The 18,896-nt window shown below is 60.0% G+C and carries 15 protein-coding genes and 1 pseudogene; 2 read left to right on the top strand and 14 right to left on the bottom strand.

All coding sequences use genetic code 11. The features are described 5' to 3' along the window. Positions 1 to 203 precede the first annotated feature (203 nt). From AC07Y2_RS12305 to arcD (AC07Y2_RS12285), 5 genes are all read right to left on the bottom strand, one after another. The gene (locus AC07Y2_RS12305) at positions 204 to 566 is read right to left on the bottom strand and encodes a DUF5064 family protein (RefSeq protein ID WP_039766036.1); all 363 of its coding nucleotides are present in this window, start codon (positions 564 to 566) and stop codon (positions 204 to 206) included. A 62-nt stretch (positions 567 to 628) separates the two neighbouring features. Next, positions 629 to 1,558 (bottom strand): carbamate kinase, encoded by a 930-nt coding sequence (gene arcC / locus AC07Y2_RS12300; protein WP_039766038.1) that lies wholly within the window; start codon positions 1,556 to 1,558, stop codon positions 629 to 631. 149 nt (positions 1,559 to 1,707) lie between these two features. Beyond that, entirely contained in the window at positions 1,708 to 2,718 is a 1,011-nt protein-coding gene (locus tag AC07Y2_RS12295) for an ornithine carbamoyltransferase (protein ID WP_039766039.1), read from the bottom strand. A 69-nt stretch (positions 2,719 to 2,787) separates the two neighbouring features. Further along, positions 2,788 to 4,044 carry an arginine deiminase gene (gene arcA, locus AC07Y2_RS12290; protein WP_103386013.1) on the bottom strand — a complete coding sequence of 419 codons (1,257 nt, stop codon included), beginning with the start codon at positions 4,042 to 4,044 and terminating at the stop codon, positions 2,788 to 2,790. A gap of 34 nt (positions 4,045 to 4,078) precedes the next feature. Beyond that, on the bottom strand, positions 4,079 to 5,506 hold the full coding sequence (arcD, locus tag AC07Y2_RS12285; protein WP_039766045.1) for an arginine-ornithine antiporter: 1,428 nt from the start codon (positions 5,504 to 5,506) through the stop codon (positions 4,079 to 4,081). Between the two features lie 448 nt (positions 5,507 to 5,954). On the opposite strand from arcD (AC07Y2_RS12285), the gene arcD (AC07Y2_RS12280) reads away from it, so the two are divergent. Beyond that, on the top strand, positions 5,955 to 7,382 hold the full coding sequence (gene arcD, locus AC07Y2_RS12280) for an arginine-ornithine antiporter (RefSeq protein WP_064598968.1): 1,428 nt from the start codon (positions 5,955 to 5,957) through the stop codon (positions 7,380 to 7,382). Between the two features lie 74 nt (positions 7,383 to 7,456). On the opposite strand, the gene AC07Y2_RS12275 is transcribed toward arcD (AC07Y2_RS12280), so the two are convergent. Next, the gene (locus AC07Y2_RS12275) at positions 7,457 to 8,803 is read right to left on the bottom strand and encodes a CoA transferase (RefSeq protein WP_103386014.1); all 1,347 of its coding nucleotides are present in this window, start codon (positions 8,801 to 8,803) and stop codon (positions 7,457 to 7,459) included. A 205-nt stretch (positions 8,804 to 9,008) separates the two neighbouring features. Between AC07Y2_RS12275 and AC07Y2_RS12270 the strand changes: the two genes are divergently transcribed. Beyond that, positions 9,009 to 9,494, top strand: a complete 486-nt coding sequence (locus AC07Y2_RS12270) for a hypothetical protein (protein WP_103386015.1) — start codon at positions 9,009 to 9,011, stop codon at positions 9,492 to 9,494. 268 nt (positions 9,495 to 9,762) lie between these two features. Here AC07Y2_RS12270 and AC07Y2_RS12265 read toward each other — a convergent pair whose 3' ends face one another. The 8 genes and pseudogenes from AC07Y2_RS12265 to gap form a co-directional block, all read right to left on the bottom strand. Next, a complete protein-coding gene (locus AC07Y2_RS12265; RefSeq protein ID WP_408980490.1) occupies positions 9,763 to 10,518 on the bottom strand; it encodes a methyl-accepting chemotaxis protein in 756 nt (251 codons plus the stop codon). A gap of 102 nt (positions 10,519 to 10,620) precedes the next feature. Beyond that, a pseudogene (locus tag AC07Y2_RS12260) lies at positions 10,621 to 11,628 on the bottom strand (methyl-accepting chemotaxis protein); the annotation flags it as partial. Between the two features lie 453 nt (positions 11,629 to 12,081). Next, positions 12,082 to 12,477 carry a YbaN family protein gene (locus AC07Y2_RS12255; RefSeq protein ID WP_039766063.1) on the bottom strand — a complete coding sequence of 132 codons (396 nt, stop codon included), beginning with the start codon at positions 12,475 to 12,477 and terminating at the stop codon, positions 12,082 to 12,084. A gap of 168 nt (positions 12,478 to 12,645) precedes the next feature. Then, positions 12,646 to 13,242, bottom strand: a complete 597-nt coding sequence (locus tag AC07Y2_RS12250) for a biliverdin-producing heme oxygenase (protein WP_085667956.1) — start codon at positions 13,240 to 13,242, stop codon at positions 12,646 to 12,648. A gap of 111 nt (positions 13,243 to 13,353) precedes the next feature. Continuing rightward, a complete protein-coding gene (locus AC07Y2_RS12245) occupies positions 13,354 to 15,939 on the bottom strand; it encodes a TonB-dependent receptor (protein WP_103386016.1) in 2,586 nt (861 codons plus the stop codon). 122 nt (positions 15,940 to 16,061) lie between these two features. Next, on the bottom strand, positions 16,062 to 17,027 hold the full coding sequence (locus AC07Y2_RS12240) for a FecR family protein (RefSeq protein ID WP_039766067.1): 966 nt from the start codon (positions 17,025 to 17,027) through the stop codon (positions 16,062 to 16,064). A gap of 123 nt (positions 17,028 to 17,150) precedes the next feature. Then, complete coding sequence (locus AC07Y2_RS12235; protein ID WP_039766069.1) at positions 17,151 to 17,669, bottom strand: RNA polymerase sigma factor; 519 nt, start codon at positions 17,667 to 17,669, stop codon at positions 17,151 to 17,153. A 101-nt stretch (positions 17,670 to 17,770) separates the two neighbouring features. Then, a complete protein-coding gene (gap, locus tag AC07Y2_RS12230; protein WP_064598953.1) occupies positions 17,771 to 18,772 on the bottom strand; it encodes a type I glyceraldehyde-3-phosphate dehydrogenase in 1,002 nt (333 codons plus the stop codon). Positions 18,773 to 18,896 lie beyond the last annotated feature (124 nt).

The following is an 18,896-nucleotide window of genomic DNA, read 5'->3' as shown; positions in this document are numbered from 1 at the left end:
CTCCCGAAGCGTCGGACCGCCCGGAGGGAGAGGGAGCTGACCGAGGTGTATTGCGTGATACATCGACCTGAAGAATCGAGTCGATTATGGATTCAGCGAAGAGCTTTCAGGTCGGTGTAACCCTGAAGCATCCCCGGATCAGTCCCCTCTCCCTCCGGGCGGTCCGACGCTTCGGGAGGGTTAGGGTGAGGGGGCTTTTGGGGTTACTCGAAATGCTCGGGATTGACCGGATCCCCGGACTGCATATTCAGCTGCTTGCGGATGTCCTCAAACATCAGGTCGTAATGCTTATGCACCGAGCCGATCTGGCTGTGGCTCTTGGGAATGCCGTACTTTTCGGCAATCTGCGTCACGTTGCGAGCGAAGTTGTAGGCTTCCTCCTTGGGCAGAAAGAACGGTTCGTTGACCTCTTTGCCCTGCATGCTGCCATGCAGGGTGAACTGTATCCCTTTGCCTTTCTGGGGATCGGTGAACACTTCATAGTCGAGGTGCACGTTGTAATTGACGTCGTCGTCAGTCAACGCGTGCCGCTCGATATGCAAATGACCGGGTTCGAACTGGGCCATGGTTTTCTCCTTTCAAGGCATGGGAGAAGGGCAGACCTGAGGTCTGCCCCCGGAGTTTCTTTTTATCGGTAGGTGATGCCCGGCGCTGCCGTGCTGACCCGCGTACCGGCGGTACCCTGGACGATGGCTTCGATGTCCGAGAGCGAACCGATCACCGCGACCTTGCCAGTATGGCGCGCAAACTCGCAGGCTGCCTGCACCTTCGGCCCCATGGAACCGGCGGCGAAGCCCAGGCGTTCGAGTTCGTCCGGGTGGGCCTGGGCAATCGCTTTCTCGGTGGGTTTCTTGAAGTCGATGTACGCCGCGTTGACGTCGGTGGCGATCACCAGTAAGTCCGCCTCCAGCTGTTCGGCCAGCAGCGCCGAGCACAGGTCCTTGTCGATCACCGCTTCGATGCCTTTGAGATTGCGGTGCTCGTCGTACATGGTCGGAATCCCGCCACCGCCGGCGCAGATCACGATGCTGCCCTTGTCCAGCAGCCACTTGATCGGGCGGATTTCAAAGATGCGTTTGGGCCGGGGGCTGGCGACCACACGGCGGAACTTGTCGCCGTCCGGGGCGATGGCCCAGCCTTTTTCGGCGGCGAGTTTTTCTGCTTCGGCTTTCTCGTAGACCGGGCCGATCGGTTTGGTCGGGTTCTTGAAGGCCGGGTCGTTGGCATCGACTTCGACCTGGGTGAGCAGGGTGGCGAACGGGACTTCGAAGTCCAGCAGGTTGCCCAGTTCCTGTTCAATGATGTAGCCGATCATGCCTTCGGTTTCGGCACCGAGCACGTCCAGCGGGTAAGGGGTGACGGAGGTGTAGGCCGCCGCTTGCAACGACAGCAGGCCGACTTGCGGGCCATTGCCGTGGGCGATGACCAGTTGGTTGCCGGGATGGATCTTGGCGATTTGCTCGGTGGCGATGCGGATGTTGGCGCGCTGGTTGTCAGCGGTCATCGGCTCGCCACGGCGGAGCAGGGCGTTACCGCCCAGGGCTACGACGATACGCATGGTGCATGTCCTTTTCGTGTTGATCGCTGATCGTTCCCACGCTCCCGCGTGGGAATGCATCCCGTGACGCTCTGCGTCACAGCGGACGCGGAGCGTCCGGGGGCGGCGTTACCACGCGGAGCGTGGGAACGATCAGTGCCAAAGCCGGGTTACAGATCAGCCAAAGTCGACACCAGAATCGCCTTGATGGTGTGCATGCGGTTTTCCGCTTGCTCGAAGGCGATGCAGGCTGGCGACTCGAACACGTCGTCGGTCACTTCGATGCCGTTTTTCAGGTGCGGATACTGTTCGGCGATCTGTTTGCCGACCTTGGTATCGCTGTTGTGAAACGCCGGCAGGCAGTGCATGAACTTGGTGCGCGGGTTGCCGGTGGCTTTCATCAGCTCGGCGTTGACCTGGTACGGCAGCAGTTGCTGGATACGCTCGGCCCAGGCTTCCACCGGCTCGCCCATTGATACCCAGACGTCGGTGTGGATGAAGTCCACGCCCTTGACCGCGGCTTTCGGGTCTTCGGTCAGGGTGATGCGCGCGCCGCTTTCCTCTGCGTACTTCTTGCAGCGATCCACCAGGTCGTCATGCGGCCACAGGGCTTTCGGCGCGCAGATGCGCACGTCCATACCGAGTTTGGAGCCCACCAGCAGCAGCGAGTTGCCCATGTTGTTACGCGCGTCGCCCAGGTAGGCGTAGCTGATCTCGTGGATCGGCTTGTCGGCGTGCTCACGCATGGTCAGCACGTCGGCGATCATCTGGGTCGGGTGATATTCATCGGTCAGGCCGTTGAACACCGGCACGCCGGCGAACTTGGCCAGCTCTTCGACGATTTCCTGTTTGAAGCCACGGTACTCGATGGCGTCGTACATGCGACCCAGCACGCGGGCGGTGTCTTTCATGCTTTCCTTGTGGCCGATCTGCGAAGAGTTCGGGTCGATGTAGGTGACGTTGGCGCCCTGATCATAGGCGGCGACTTCGAATGCGCAGCGGGTACGGGTCGAAGTTTTTTCGAAGATCAGGGCGATGTTGTTGCCCTTCAGGTGTTGCTGCTCGGTGCCGGTGTATTTGGCGCGTTTGAGGTCGCGGGACAGGTCGAGCAGGTAGCGCAGCTCACGTGGGGTGTGGTGTTCCAGGCTGAGCAGGTTACGGTTGTGAATGTTGAACGCCATGATGATTCTCCTTGGATTCGGTAATCGGCCCGGCCGCTACGGGATAGGTGCGGCCGGGGAGATGGTCGTTTAGTAATCGATAGGGTCGCGGATGATCGGGCAAGTCATGCAGTGGCCGCCGCCGCGGCCACGACCGAGTTCGCCGGCGCTGATGGTGATGACCTCCACGCCCGCCTTGCGAAGCAGGGTGTTGGTGTAGGTGTTGCGGTCGTAGCCGATGACCACGCCCGGCTCCACGGCCACCACGTTGTTGCCGTCATCCCATTGCTCGCGTTCGGCGGCGAAGCTGTTGCCGCCGGTTTCGACGACGCGCAGTTTCGGCAGGTTGAGGGCTTTGGCCACGACGTCGAGGAAGGTGCCTTCTTCGCGACGGATGTCGATGCCGCCCTGTTTGCTTTCGTCAGGGCGCAGGGTGAAGGCGACGATCTGGTTGACCACTTCCGGGAAGATCGTGACCAGGTCGCGGTCGCAGAAGCTGAACACGGTATCGAGGTGCATCGCTGCGCGGGACTTCGGCAGGCCGGCGACGATGACTTTTTCCACGGCCTTGTTCTTGAACAGGTTCAGCGCCAGTTGGCCGATGGCCTGACGGGATGAACGCTCGCCCATACCGATCAGCACCACGCCGTTGCCGATCGGCATCACGTCGCCGCCTTCGAGGGTGGAACTGCCGTGATCCTTGTCCGGGTCGCCGTACCAGATCTCGAAATCGGCGTTGGTGAATTGCGGATGGAATTTGTAGATGGCGGTGGTCAGCAGGGTTTCCTGACGGCGCGCCGGCCAGTACATCGGGTTCAGCGTCACGCCACCGTAGATCCAGCAGGTGGTGTCGCGGGTGAACTGGGTGTTCGGCAGCGGCGGCAGAATGAAGCTGGAGTGGCCGAGGAAGTCGCGGAACATCTGGATGGTCTTGCCACCGAAGCTGTCCGGCAGGTCATCGGCGGACACGCCGCCGATCAGGAATTCGGCGATGTGTCGCGGCTCCAGGCTTTTCAGCCAGGATTTGACTTCGTTGATCAGGCCCAGGCCCACCGAATCGGCGGTGACCTTGCGCTCGAGGATCCAGTCCAGCGCTTCAGGGATGGCGACGATGTCGGTCAGCAGGTTGTGCATTTCCAGTACTTCGATCCCGCGCTCACGCATCTTGGTCACGAAGTCGAAGTGGTCGCGCTTGGCCTGGGCGACCCACAGCACGTCGTCGAACAGCAGTTCATCGCAGTTGTTCGGGGTCAGCCGCTGATGGGCCAGACCTGGGGAGCAAACCATGACTTTGCGCAGTTTGCCGGCTTCGGAATGGACGCCGTACTTAGCTTTTTCCGTGGTCATTTCAGTGATCCTCCAGAGTGAAAACGTTGGGCAATTACAGAGTCAGGAAGCCGTCATACAGTCCGTAGGCAGCCACGAGGGCGCCCACGACCACTGCGGCGAAAATCAGCTTCTCGACGTTGGTGAAAACCGGTTGTTTGAGTTCGAGCTTGGCCTTGGCGAACAGGATCGCGCCGGGGGCATAGAGCAGGGCCGAGAGCAGCAGGTACTTCACGCCACCGGCGTAGAGCAGCCACACCGCATAGATCAGGGCGATACCGCCGATGATCAGGTCCTTGCGCCGTTCGGCCGCGAAGCCTTCGTAACTTTCGCCGCGCACCGCCAGCAGCAGGGCGTAGGCCGCCGACCACAGGTATGGCACCAGAATCATCGAAGTGGCGAGGTAGATCAGCGACAGGTAAGTGCTGGCCGAGAACAGGGTGATGATCAGGAACAGCTGCACCATCGCGTTGGTCAGCCACAGGGCGTTGACCGGCACGTGGTTGGCGTTCTCCTTGCGCAGGAACTCCGGCATGGTGTGGTCCTTGGCGGCGGCGAACATGATCTCCGCACACAGCAGCACCCACGACAGCAACGCCCCCAGCAGCGAGATGATCAGGCCGACGCTGATCAGCACCGCACCCCAGTGACCGACCACGTGTTCCAGCACGGCGGCCATCGACGGGTTCTGCAGTTTGGCCAGTTCCGGCTGGGTCATGATGCCCAGCGACAGCACGTTCACCAGCACCAGGAACAGCAGCACGGTGATGAAACCGATCACGGTCGCCTTGCCGACGTCCGAACGTTTTTCCGCCCGGGCCGAGAAGATGCTCGCGCCCTCGATGCCGATGAACACCCATACGGTGACCAGCATCATGTTGCGCACCTGGTTCATCACGCTGCCCAGATCCGGGTTTTTCACGCCCCAGATGTCGGCGGTGAAGATGTCCAGTTTGAAGGCGAAGATCGCGATCAGCACGAACAGCAGCAGCGGCACGACCTTGGCGACGGTGGTCACCAGGTTGATGAACGCCGCCTCCTTGATCCCGCGCAGCACCAGAAAGTGCACGCCCCACAACAGGACAGAGGCGCCGATCACAGCAGCAACGGTGTTGCCTTCCCCAAAAACCGGAAAGAAATACCCGAGGGTGCTGAACAGCAGAACGAAGTAACCGACGTTGCCCAGCCAGGCACTGATCCAGTAGCCCCAGGCCGAAGAAAAGCCCATGTAATCGCCGAAACCGGCCTTGGCGTAGGCGTAGACACCGCCGTCCAGGTCAGGCTTGCGATTGGCGAGGGTTTGAAAGACGAAAGCGAGGGTGAGCATGCCGACAGCGGTGATGGCCCAGCCAATCAGAACCGCGCCGACGTCGGCACTGGCGGCCATGTTTTGTGGCAAAGAGAATATCCCGCCACCGATCATTGAGCCGACTACCAATGCAACCAGTGCACCTAGTCGTAGTTTTCCGGGAGCTTCAGACATTGCATGACTCCATTGCAGGAGAGAAGAGTTCACAGCGTAGTTCTGTTAGCTATTCAAACAGCTGACTTAGATCAGTGCATGGTCACATTCCATTGTTAATGAATGACTTATGAAACCTCTGATGGCATAAGGCTTCTGCCTGTGAGGCCTGTCCTAGAGGCTTTCGGTATATGTAGTTGGGAACTTTTCCTATTACTTTCGAGTTATCACGCTAGTCCGTTTTCAAGGTTTGGCAAATTTTTCGCCTCTGTTTTCAGTACAGAATCGAATTATCAGGATTCCCACACAAAACTGCCTATCCGTGCTAGGCATTAGTGCCATCCGCTATATATAAGAGACGTTAATTGGCGTTATTCAATAAACGTACTTACGCTCTAACCGTTTGGTTAATACCGGTTACATCACCATGGGCGGCCAATGCCGACCTCGGGAACCTGGAGACGCTGGAATGTCGCAACCGACGCAAAAGCTGCGCCTTGGCGCACTGATCGCCCTGGTGGTGGGTTCGATGATTGGCGGGGGGATTTTTTCCTTGCCGCAAAACATGGCAGCCCGGGCCGATGCCGGCGCCATTCTGATCGGCTGGGGCATCACGGCGATCGGCATGCTCACCCTGGCTTTCGTGTTTCAGACCCTGGCCAATCGCAAACCGGAACTGGACTCCGGCGTGTATGCCTACGCCAAGGCCGGGTTCGGCGACTACATGGGCTTTTCTTCGGCGTGGGGTTACTGGATCAGTGCCTGGCTGGGCAACGTCGGGTATTTCGTGTTGCTGTTCAGCACCCTCGGCTACTTCTTTCCGGTGTTCGGCCAGGGCAACACGCCGATCGCCATCGGTTGCGCCTCGGTGTTGCTGTGGGCCGTGCACTTTCTGGTGATGCGCGGGATCAAGGAGGCGGCGCTGATCAATCAGTTGACCACCGTGGCCAAGATCATTCCGCTGATCATGTTCGTGGTCATTGCCGCCGTGGCGTTCAAGGCCGAGATTTTTACCCGCGACATATGGGGCCGCAGCAACCCGAATTTCGGCGGCGTGATGGATCAGGTGCGCAACATGATGCTGGTCACCGTGTTCGTGTTCATCGGTATCGAAGGCGCCAGCGTTTACTCGGCCCGGGCGGAGAAGCGCACCGATGTGGGCCGGGCCACGGTCATTGGTTTTATCGGTGTGCTGGCGCTGCTGGTGCTGGTCAATGTGTTGTCGCTGGGGATCATGAGTCAGCCGGAACTGGCGACTTTGCAGAACCCGTCGCTGGCCGCCGTGCTGGAACACATTGTCGGGCCATGGGGCGCGCTGCTGATCAGCGTGGGCCTGGCCATTTCGTTGCTCGGTGCGTTGCTGTCGTGGGCGCTGTTGTGCGCGGAGATTCTGTTCGCCACCGCCAAGGACAATACGATGCCGGCGTTCCTGAAAAAGGAAAACGCCAACCATGTGCCGGTCAATGCGTTGTGGCTGACCAATGTGATGATCCAGATTTTCCTGCTGATCACGCTGTTTTCCGCCGGCACTTACACCAGCCTGATTTACCTCGCCTCGTCGATGATTCTGGTGCCGTATCTGTGGTCGGCAGCCTATGCGGTATTGCTCAGCGGACGGGGTGAAACCTATGAGCATGCCTCCGCCGAACGCACCAAGGATCTGCTGATCGGCGGCATCGCGCTGTGTTACGCGGTGTGGCTGTTGTATGCCGGCGGGGTGAAATACCTGCTGTTGTCGGCGCTGTTGTATGCGCCGGGGGTGATCCTGTTCGCCAAGGCCAAGCATGAGCAGGGCGAGCCGTTGTTCACCACGCTCGAGAAGGGAATTTTCACCTGCGTCATCGCCGGGGCCGGGCTCGCGGCCTACGGGTTGTACAGCGGCGTGTTGTCTCTGTGAGGTTACGGCTCGACTATCAGGGATCTTTCGATTGGCCGGCGATGCTCGGGTTCCTCGCGAAAACGGTGGAGAGGTCACCACTGCGCCCGATGTGAACCCAATTCAGTTGCCGGCAAAGTCCACTGCAACGGCGTTCCAGCGATACGAAGCGGCGCTTGTAGCCGATGCGCCGGCCCCCAGGGTGTCTGCTCCACCAGCGAGCTTTGATCCTGTGGATTTTCCGGACGCAACGCTTCGTCAGTCCCAGCCCCATGCTCAACCAACAGCTTCGCCGTCCGCGCCAGCGACAACCGTGCCGATCCACCTCGACCACTGCGTAACCGTTCAGTCAGCAACCGAATCACACTCGCCGCCATCAGATACCCCGTCGCATGATCCAGCGCCTGCACTGGCAACGGCGTCGGTTTGTCAGCCTGCTTCCAGCGCTGTCCGGCCTCGGCAATCCCGCTGCTCATCTGCACCAGACTGTCGAAGCCCCGACGGTTCTGCCACGGGCCGCTCCAGCCGTAAGCGTTGAGGCAGACGTCGATCAGCCCCGGCGCCAGTTGCCGGCGACGTTCAACGCCGAAGCCGAGATGTTCAAGGGCGTCGGCACGATAACCGTGCAGAAGAATGTCGGCATCCTTGAGCAGGCTTTCAAACACTGTGCGATCTGCCGGCACATGCAGATCCAGTCGCGCACAGCGTTTGCCGAGGGTCACTTCGGGCACCACGCCGGGTTCGTTCCAGGTCGGCGGGTCGATGCGCAGCACATTGGCGCCGAGCCCCGCGAGGAAGCGGCTGGCGGTCGGGCCGGCCAGTACGCGGGTCAGATCGAGCACCTTGAGCCCGGCCAATGGCCGCGCCACCGAGCCTTGCCAGGGTTGATGACTTTCTTCTTTCCCGTCACTGAAATGCACCAAGGGCTCGGCATTCACCGCCAACCCTTGCGGATGTTTTTGCCACTGTTCCCAACTGCGCATTTCAGCCGCACAACCCTTGGCCTCGACCACCGCTCGCTCCAGATCGGCACTGGCCCATTGCGCGACTTTCGCCGCCATCGCCGCGCGGTCGACACAGGCGCCGAGTACGCTTTCAGCGGCGGCGCGGTGATGCGGAGCGTTGGTGTGCAGGCGGATCCAGCCGTCTTTGGTCGCGTAGTCACCGGCTACCGGATCCCACAGCGGCGGCACTTCCCAGCCGATCGGTCTTAGTGAAGTGGCAAACCAGAACGAGGCCAGCCGACGGTCGACTTCAATGGCGGGCAAACGCCCGGTTTGCTGCTGAAGAAGTTCGGCGACGGCTTGCCCGGCAGCGGCAATGCTCGCGCAGGCCAGGTCGGTGACGGCAAACGCCGAGGGCAGGGCGCCCTCGCCGGTGAACGGAATCGGCGTGGGGGACAAGCCGAGCGCGGCTTGAATGGACGTGAGCAGATCGGTCATCGAAGGCCCTCCGGAAAGAGAGGGATGATAGTGCAAGGGGCGGCGTTATCAGATGAATTTCCGGGGGGAGTGATCCGGTTCAGCTTGGTCGAAGATTTATATGCGACCGTTCGTCAGGACTGTCAGATTTGACAGTGGGTTTCTTGGCTGAATCGGAATTTACTACTTCGAGTAGTAAAAAAAATCACTGCATGGAGATGTTGTTATGAATACTAAAACTGAATTTAATGATCATACGGACTTTAGGTTTGCGTTTCGGAATGGGTGGGTTTTTAACAGCTCGGCGGACATTGTATATCTAGAGCCTACCGATCCTGCTTTGATTTTTAATCACTCTGCAATACCAGAAGAAGGCGATCACTACCACGTAGTCTTAAAGATGGATAAGTATGTCGGAGCTATAGTCTTTGAGAAGGAGTATGAGGAATTTCCAGCGGGTAAGAAAATCTATCTGGAACTTAGTTTGAAGCTTAATATGCCTAATTCCTCCGCGCCGATATCTGTGGCTGTGAATCTTTCTGAAGATGAGGTTTTCAAGCAGGAAATACGATTGAAAGATGATTGGAAGAGATTTATTTTTGCTTTTAGTTCTTCTCGTGAGTTTGATAAAGGAAAGGTGAAACTTATTTTTGAAAATGCGTTAAGTAATGCGCTGACTGTTAATTTGGATGATATTACTCTCTATACATGACCATGAAGGGGGAGGTTTCTTCCTCCCCCTTTTTATTTTTGAGTGGAATGGTTGGCATTAGAAGTTGGGGGTTCTTATAGGTTTCGATTGTCAGGACGTTGAAATTATTGTCAGAGACGAATGGCTCGATGTCTGGGATTGCATGGAGAATCTGCTCGCGAAATGCAATCGGCAGCCAATCAAATGGTAACCGGCAGAGCTTTTTCGCGAGCAACACGAACCGTCGTATCGCACCTCCCAGAGGGAGGGAGGCTTATAGCGGCGGGCGTTATACGCGGAACTGATCCATCAATTTCATCTGCTGGCTGGCCAGGGCGTTGAGCTGGCTGCTGATCGCTGCCGATTCGGTGGCCTGTTCGGTCAGGGTTTCGGTGACGGTACGGATCGCCGAGACGTTGCGGTTGACCTCTTCGGCCACGGCGCTTTGCTGTTCGGCGGCGCTGGCGATTTGCAGGTTCATGTCGCTGATCACGGTGACCGCGTCGCTGATCTTGCCCAAAGCGTCCACGGCCTGGCGGATCTGACCGGCGTTGTTGTGGGCCTGGGTCTGGCTCGAGTGCATGGTCGCGACCACGCCACGGGTGCCGGTCTGGATGCGTTCAATGACCACGCGAATTTCTTCCACCGAATCCTGAGTACGCTTGGCCAGGTTACGGACTTCGTCGGCCACCACCGCAAAACCACGACCGCTTTCTCCGGCCCGGGCCGCTTCGATCGCGGCGTTCAGCGCCAGCAGGTTGGTCTGCTCGGCAATGCTGCGGATCACTTCCAGCACCGAACCGATCTGCTCGCTGTTGACTGCCAGCTCTTCGACCTCGGTCACCGCTCTGCTGACTTCGTCGGCCAGCTGATTGATGTCACGGGTGCTGCGCTCGATGATCGACATGCCGTCCTTGGCCGACTGATCGGCGCCTTTCGCCGCGTTGGCCGCATTCGAGGCGCTGTTGGCCACGTCGTGGGCGGTGGCGCTCATTTCGTTGGAGGCGGTGGCCACCTGATCGATCTCGCGGAATTGCACCTGCATGCCTTCACTGGTCTGGCGGGCGATTTCCGACGATTGATCGGCGGTGCCGCGAGCCTCGGTGATGCTCTGTTTGATTTGGGCGATGGTCGGTTGCAGCTTGTCGAGGAAGCGGTTGAACCAGTTCACCAGTTCGCCCAGTTCATCCTGCTTGGTGTAGTTCAGGCGCTGGGTCAGGTCGCCTTCGCCGCTGGCGATGTTCTTCAGCATCTCGGCAACGCTGTTGATCGGACGGGTCACACCGGAGGCGGTGAGCCAGATCAGCAGCAGGCCGATCAGACCGGCGATCACTGCAACTGCGAGGGCGGTAATGGTGCCGGTTTGCTGCGCGTCGTCGAGCACTGCCTGGAGCTTGACCGAGTCGGCCAGCAGCACTTGTTTCGGCAGGTCGATGACCACGCCCCAGGCCTTGGAGTCGGCAATCGGGTTGACCGGATACACGGCGCGGATCAGATCGCCCCGTTCGAGAATCTTCGGTGTGCCGGCACTCAGCAGTTGCAGCACGTCCTTGCCCTCGGCGCCGAGGGTGTCGCCGATGCTTTTGCCGACCTTGCCGGCATCCGCGCTGTAGGCACCGAGCACGCCGCTGCCGGAGACGATCAGCATGTGCCCGGCGCTGTTGAACAGGTCACGCTGAGAGTCCACGGCCGCTGCTTGCAGGGCGTCGAGGGCGATGTCGACACCGACCACGCCGATGGCCTTGCCGTCCACCAGCAGGGGCACGGAAATGGTGGTCATGAGCATTTCCTTGCCGCCCACGGTGTCGGCGTAAGGGTCGAGCAGGCAGGTGCGTTTGTTGTCGCGAGGGCAGGTGTACCAGCTGTTGTAAGGCGTGCCGCTGACGCTGAGGGTGGTCTTGTTCATGTCGTCTTCGACCATGATCGTGTTCAGCGACGGACCCGCAGCACGGCTCCAGTAACTGGCGAAACGTCCCGCCTCGTTGGACTGGCGCGCGGCGTCGTTGACGAACTCGCTGTCCTTGCCGTCCAGCCCGTTCGGTTCGAAGGCCAGCCAGATGCCGAGCACCTTGCTGTTGCGCTCGAACGCAGTCTTCAGGCTCAGGTTCAACTCTTCACGCAAGGCGCCGGCGTCCAGCGAACGCTTGGCGGCCATCGCTCGCATGTCCTTGATCTGGTCGGCCAGCGCGGTGATCGCCAACAGGCTCTCGCCGAAGGTTTTCTGCACCCGCACCGCTTGCTCGGCAGCCTTGGCCTGCAACAGATTCTGCACACTGGCGGTGAGCATCTTGCTGCTGGAAGCACTGACCAGTTCGTCGTTCTGGTTGGTCTGGTAAATGTTGATGCCAACGATCAGCGCCACCACACCGAGCAGGCACAGGCCGGAGAGCAGGACGATTTTCAGGCGAATGGACAGAGAGTCGAACATGGGACGTTCTCGCGAATGGATGAGCTGTTGGCTAAGGGGCAGGAAGGTGCCCGGTTCGCCAAATCCATTCAGCGCCATTCAATGCTCATCGGCGCGAGGCGCAGAGGCATGAATTACCAGCCGACGAGCGGTCACGGCTAAACGTTTGCGCGGGTAAATACCCTGAAAACAAGAGAAAAATCAGGAAATCTTCGGCAACGCTTCCGGTCGCGACCAGATCCACAGGTTGCCCAGGGTCATCCCGGCAATCGCCAGATAAATCGGCCAACCGTGATCGAGCATCACCAGCATCAGCGTGGCGCACAGCAGCATGCTGACCGTGGCGCTGACCTTGGCCTTGCGGGCGATGATCTTGCCGTTGCGCCAGTTGCTCAGGATCGGCCCGAACAGTCGATGGTTTTCCAGCCAGCCACTTAGACGCGGCGAACTGCGAGTCGCGGCCCAGGCGGCGAGCAGGATGAACTCGGTAGTCGGCAGGCCGGGCACGACGATGGCGATCAGGCCGATGCCGAGGCTGACATAGGCGAGCAGGCCAAACAGCAGGCGGGCGAGTCGGGAGGCGGCGGGTTGGGGCATGGGCTCAGCGAGAGGCTTATGTGACAAGGTGGGAATCTTACAGACTTACGCAATTCCTTGTGGGAGCTGGCTTGCCAGCGATAGCGTCCGGTCAGTCGACAGGGATGTTGTCTGACGCGCCATCATCGCTGGCAAGCCAGCTCCCACAGGGTTTTACAGTGGTCAGGATCAGGCCGGCTCGGCTTCTGTGGCGTAAGCCTGTTCCAGCAGCACGGTGAAGCGGTTGAACGCATCAATCGCGCCTTGCTCCACTTCGGCTTCTTCTTCAGCGCTGAATTGCAGTGAATCGAGGGTGCGCACAAAGCTCTTCCAGCCTTCTGCACGACCGCCCTCAGGCTCGCCCAGGTGACGGGCTCCAAAGGTTTCGCTCAGGTCCAGCGCGACAGCGCGTTTGATCAGGAACGCGGCGCCGAGCTTGGAGCCCTCGGAGACGAAGATCCAGCCCAGGGCGCGGGCCTTGCTCGGGTTTTTCACCGCGCCGGCGACTGGCGCAGGCACTTCGGTGTCCAGGTCGGCGAGGTCCGCTTTTGCCGCTTCGGCGCGGCAGCGGGCCGGCAGGTCAGGGACGATAGCGGTCAGTTCGGCATCGTTGTACAGCGACACCAGTTCCGACTGGAACAGGTACTGCGCGACCACGAAGCGGGCGAAATTGGCGCGGGTCTCGAACGGTGCGTGGGCCTTGACCAGTGCATCGAGCTTGCTGTGCGGCTCGTGGGTGATCTGGTTCAGGCGTTGTGAACGCAGGGCTTTTTCCGGGGTGCTCATGAGATGTCCTTGAAAAGAAGAGGCGCTTGATAACGAGACGTACGGGCAAGCGCCGGACAGTAAAAAAACCTCACGACGCGGCAATGCATGCGCGCCGTGAGGTCATCCGGATCAGATATCCCAGACCAGGTTGATCGCGAAGTTGCGACCCGGCTGGGTCAGGCGATCGAGGTTGGCCGGTTGTGTCACCGAGGCTTCGCCGACGCTGTCGTAACCGCGCACGTCATCCCACAGCCAGTATTTCTTGTCGGTCAGATTGTAGATGCCGCCGCTGACGGTGACGTCGTCGGTGACCTTGTAATAACCGGCCAGATCGAGAATGCCGAAGCCCGGCGACTTGAATTGACTGCTGACACCGTCCGGCGATTTGAAGTTGCTGTCGTCGACGCGATCCTTCTTCTTGACCACGGTCCAGCTCAGCAGGCCGCCGTAGTTGTCCTGGTCATAACCGAGGCCGAATACGCCGGTCAGCGGGTTGACGCTGTTCAACGGTTCGCCGTTGTCGTTGTTGCGTCCGTAGGCGTAAGCAATCGAGCCTTGGGTGTACAGGCCTTGCGGCGCGCCGAAGGAATCGAGGTTCAGACGACCTTTGACTTCGGCACCCTTGATGGTGGCGTGCTTGATGTTGCTGGACTGGAACGTCAGCTCGCTGTAGCCCGGGGTGACGGCGTCTTCGTTGATGAAGTCGCGGTACTTGTTATAGAACACCGCCACGTCGAACGAGCCTTGCTCGAAGTTGCCGCGCAGGCCGGTTTCATAGCTTTTGCTTTTTTCCGGTTCCAGGTCCGGGTTCGGCGCCACGTTGTAGCCGGTGGTGCTGTTCTCGAAGCGCCCATACAGCGCTTTCGCGGTCGGGGTGCGGAAGCCTTCGGCGTACTGACCGTACCAGGTGTAGTTTTCGGTCAGGGCGTAGGTCAGGCCGAATTTCGGCGAGACTTTATGCCAGGTCTTGTTCGAATCACTGACCGTGCCCTGGCCGTCGGCGGCCACGGTGTTAAGGAACTCCTGGGTGATGTGTGGCTTGAGTTGGGTGTAGTCGTAGCGCAGGCCCGGCAGGAAGGTCCAGTTGTTCCAGCTGATCTGATCCTGGGCGAACAGGCTGTAGGTGTTGATGGTCGGGTCCGGGAAGTCGCTGGACTTTTTCAGCACGTCGGCTGCGCTGGTAGCGCCGATGGCGGTGCAGCCGCGACCGACCGCCAGGCACTTGCCGTCGCCGCTGCGCGATCCGGTGACTTTCTGCTGCTTGATGGTGGTGCCGTAAGTCAGCACATGATCGGTGTCACCGATGGCGAATGCCTTGTCCAGTTGCGCGTCGAAGACCCACTGTTTCTCTTCGTAAATCGTGTCGCGGGTGCGCAGCACTTTGCGGGTGATCGGGTAGTAGAACTCGTCGGTGCTCTGATCGGTCTTGGCGGTCTGGTGGTTGAGGCTCCACTTCACGTTGTCCGCCAGCAGGCTGTTCAACTCGAAGCTGTGCTCCAGGCCGAAACGCTCGCGGGTGATGGTGTCGTTGCCGGTGCGCCACTGGTACATGCCGCCGGGCAGCACGCTGTCCGGGATTGTCGGGGCACCGTTGAAGTAAGGGCCGCCGTAAGCGCTTTTCTGATCGGTGTCGCGATCATCCTTGTACTTTTCGTAGGTCAGGCCCAGGCGCGAACCTTCGTTGTAGTTCCAGCCGATCTTGGCCAGCACGTTGGTGGCTTTCACGTCTTCCGGGTTGGCGGCGGTGCGTTCAAGGCCGGTGCCGTTGTTGCTGCCGTAGGAATCGGTTTCGTGACCGTCGCGCTGGCTGTAGTGCAGCAAGCCGTCGAACTGGTCGGTGCGACCGGCGACGGTGGCGGATTTCAGCCAGCTCTCGTCGGCGGAGCTGTAGCCGGTCTTCAGGCGGGCGCCGACGTCTTTGCCGGGCTTGATGATGTCGTCCGGGTCGAGGGTGTAGTAACTGACGGCGCCGCCGATGGCGTTGCTGCCGTACAGCACCGAGGCCGGGCCACGAAGGATTTCGACGCGTTTGACGATTTCCGGGTCAACGTAATTGCGCTGGGTCTTGGCGTACGGGCCGTTGAAGAAACCGTCAGGCACTTCGACGCCGTCGACCTGCGTCAGAATCCGGTCGCCGTCGATGCCGCGAATGTTGTAGCCGCTGATCCCGCCGCGCTGGCCGGCGCCGCCGACGGAGACGCCCGGCTCGTAGCGCACCAGATCCTTGATGGTATTGACGTTGTTGCGATCCAGATCCTCGCGGGTCTGCACGGTGACGGTGGCCGGCACGCTGCTCACCGACTGTTCCTGACGGGTGGCGCTGATGGTCACCTGATCAAGATTGAGTGCGCCGCCGCTGGCGCGTTTTTCCAGCACGACGTTGTTGTTGCTCAGTTTGCGGAAGCTCAGGTTGGTCCCCACCAACAGGCGCTCCAGGGCTTTTTCCGGTGGCAGCGAACCGCGCACGCCCGGCGACGACACGTCTTGACCCAGTTCCGCCGGCAAACCGACCTGCCAGCCGGTGACGGCGGTGAACGCGTTGAGCGCCGACACCAGCGGCTGCTGGGCAATGGCGAACGAGTAGTCGCCCATGTTGCGCGTCGGCTGTTCGGTGGCGGCCATCAGCGGCGCGGTGCCGGCCATCAAGATAGCGGCGGTCAGCAGCGACAGCACGCGGGAAGGGGAGGAGGTCTGACGGGTAAGGCGTGAGGACATCGATAGCGCTCCGTGTCGCACGAATCTTTATAGGTGCTGATTGATCTCGCGAGATGCGAATCAATTGCATTGGCTATAACGAGACGAACGAGCTTTGGCTATCGAGTAAAAATAATTCTCATTTAGTTCAAGATCACCAGCGCCGGGAATTCCCGAAGCTTGGCCGAGGTGATGTGAGCGAGCGAACGCACCACATCCAGCGGCTGGTCGAGACGGTAATTGCCGGTGACGGCGACGTCGGCCAACTGTTCGTTGGCGTTGATGATGAAGCCCGGGTAGTAGCGGCGCAGTTCGGCCAGCACCTGGTTCAGCGGGCAGTTTTCGAAGATCAGCCGACCTTGCACCCACGCCAGATCGGTGGCGGCGTCGACCTTGGCCGGGCGGTCGAAACCGTTCGGGCCGATGCGGATGCTTTCCCCGGCGGACAGGCGCACCCGCGCATCATCACGGGTCGCCCGCAGATCGACATCGCCGCGCTGCACCCGCACCTGCGCCACGCCGTCCAGATAACGCACGGCGAATGCGGTGTCGCGCACGCTGGCCTTCACCGGCCCGGCGTCGATTTCCAGCGGCTGGCTGCGGCTGGCCGGGATCTCGAAAAACGCTTCGCCCTGATACAGCCGCGCGACTCGCTGCTGATCGTTGATCGTGCTGGAGAACGCGGAATTGGTGTTGAGCAGGACTTTCGAGCCGTCCTCGAGCTGCAGGCGCTGACGCTCGCCGACCACGGTCAGGTGATCGGCCTGCAAACGCATCGGCAGGTTGCTGAAACTGAACAGTCCGAGCAGCAGCACGGCGGCGGTGGCCAGCGGTTTCCAATGCGGGCGCAAACGCGTGAGGACGGTGACTTTCTTCGGTTTGGCCGCGAGATTCTGCGCGCACTGGGCGATCTGCGGGCCGTCCCAGATCGCCTGGGCCTTGGCGAACGCCTCGGCATTCAAGGGATCGGCCGCCAGCCAGGCATGGAATTGCCGTGTCTGCTCCTCGTCCGGACTGCCGAGCACGATGAGCCAGTCCAGAGCCTGGTCCATTGCGCTGGCGGCGTCCTGCGCCGATGAAGGCGAAGGGGAGCGGTGGGTGTCCGTCACGGTGTTTCCTCGGCAGTGTCTGTGCACGGCTGTTTTTTAGTGAAGCGTAAAAGTCGGGCAAGGGTAACAAAGCCCGATGATCAGTGCAGTCGATCCTGAGGTTTACAGAAAAGTCCTACGGCATCAGTCGCCGTTCAAGCGTTCGGCGACACCGATGCAGATGGTCATGATCAGTTTGAGTTCTTTCTGCACCGTGCTGAGGGACACGTTCAGTTCTGCGGCGATTTCCTGATAGCTGCGCCCGTGCAGGCGGCTGAGGATGAAAATCTGCTGTTGGCGGGGGCTGAGTTCAGCGAGACTCACGTTCAGGCGCTCCAGCAATTGTTCGGCGTGAGCGGCGTCTTCGGCACTGCTGGCGGGGGCGGCGACGCTGTGCACCACCTCCTGCGGCACGTCGTCGACCATGGTGCGCGAATGAATCTTGCGCGCGCGCAAATGGTCCAGCGCCAGATTGCGCGCGGTCTGGAAGACAAAGGGTTCAAGGTGATCGATGGCCCGTTCGCTCAGCGCCCGGGTGACGCGCAGGTAGGTTTCCTGCAACAGGTCTTCGGCGGTGCTGTGGTTGTTGACCATCCGTTCCAGGGTCCGCAGCAGCGAAGTGCGCTGGGCGAGGAAGACGTGATTGAAGTGTGATTGACTCACGGGAAGACCTGATCCATTTCGAGCGAATGATAATGCTTATCATCCGCCCGAGTGGTCAAGTGTTGATTTCAGATTGAAATCAAACCTGTGGGAGCAGGCGTTTATTCCGCGTTGCACAGCGCCAGGCAGTTATCGAGCATGCGGTTGGAGAAGCCCCACTCGTTGTCATACCAGGCCAGCACTTTCAGCAGTTTGCCCGTGGATTTGGTGTGGTTGGCGTCGAAGATCGACGACAGCGGGTTGTGGTTGAAGTCGCTCGATACCAGCGGCAGGGTGTTGTAGCCGAGGATCTTCGAGTGCTGGCTCGCGGCTTTCATCAATGCGTTGACTTCATCGGCCGAGGCTTCGCGCTTCAACTGAACGGTCAGGTCAACCAGCGACACATTGATCACCGGTACGCGCACGGCCATGCCGGTCAGCTTGCCAGCCAGTTCCGGCAGCACCAGGCCCACGGCTTCGGCAGCGCCGGTCTTGCTCGGGATCATGTTCTGGGTGGCGGAGCGGGCGCGGTACGGGTCGGTGTGATAAACGTCGGTCAGGTTCTGGTCGTTGGTGTAAGCGTGAATCGTGGTCATCAGACCGCTTTCGATGCCCAGTTCGCGGTGCAGCACCTGGGCCACCGGGGCCAGGCAGTTGGTGGTGCACGAGGCGTTGGAAATGATCTGGTGCGACTGGCGCAGGATGTCGTGGTTCACACCATAAACGACGGTGGCATCGGCGCCCTTGGCCGGGGCCGAGATAATCACTTTGCGTGCTCCGGCGGTAATATGCGCAGCGGCTTTGGCGCGGTCGGTGAACAGACCGGTGCATTCGAACACCACGTCAATCTTTTCCGCGGCCCATGGCAGGTCGGCCGGGTTGCGGATGGCGCTGACCGAAATGCGGTCTCCGTTGACGGTCAGGCTCTCGTTGTCGTGAGCCACTTCGGCGTCGAATGTGCCATGAACGGTGTCGTATTTGAGCAGATGCGCATTGATCGCGCTGTCGCCCAGATCGTTGATGGCGACGATCTGCAAATCCTGACGATAGCCTTGGGTATACAGTGCGCGCAGGACATTACGGCCGATGCGGCCAAAACCATTGATTGCGATTCGAAGAGTCATTGAACAGCGCCGCCGTCGTTTTGTTGTTGGAATTACAAGATTATTCGCATAAAAATAGAAAACAAGCCTTTTTAGTGGCAATATTTTGTTTTATCTACAACGAGTGACCTGAATCAACTGGTCC

It is taken from the genome of Pseudomonas sp. GW456-12-1-14-TSB6, from assembly GCF_059424205.1.
The sequence above is the reverse complement of the archived record's forward strand: the minus strand, read 5'-3'. Positions and strand labels throughout refer to the sequence as shown.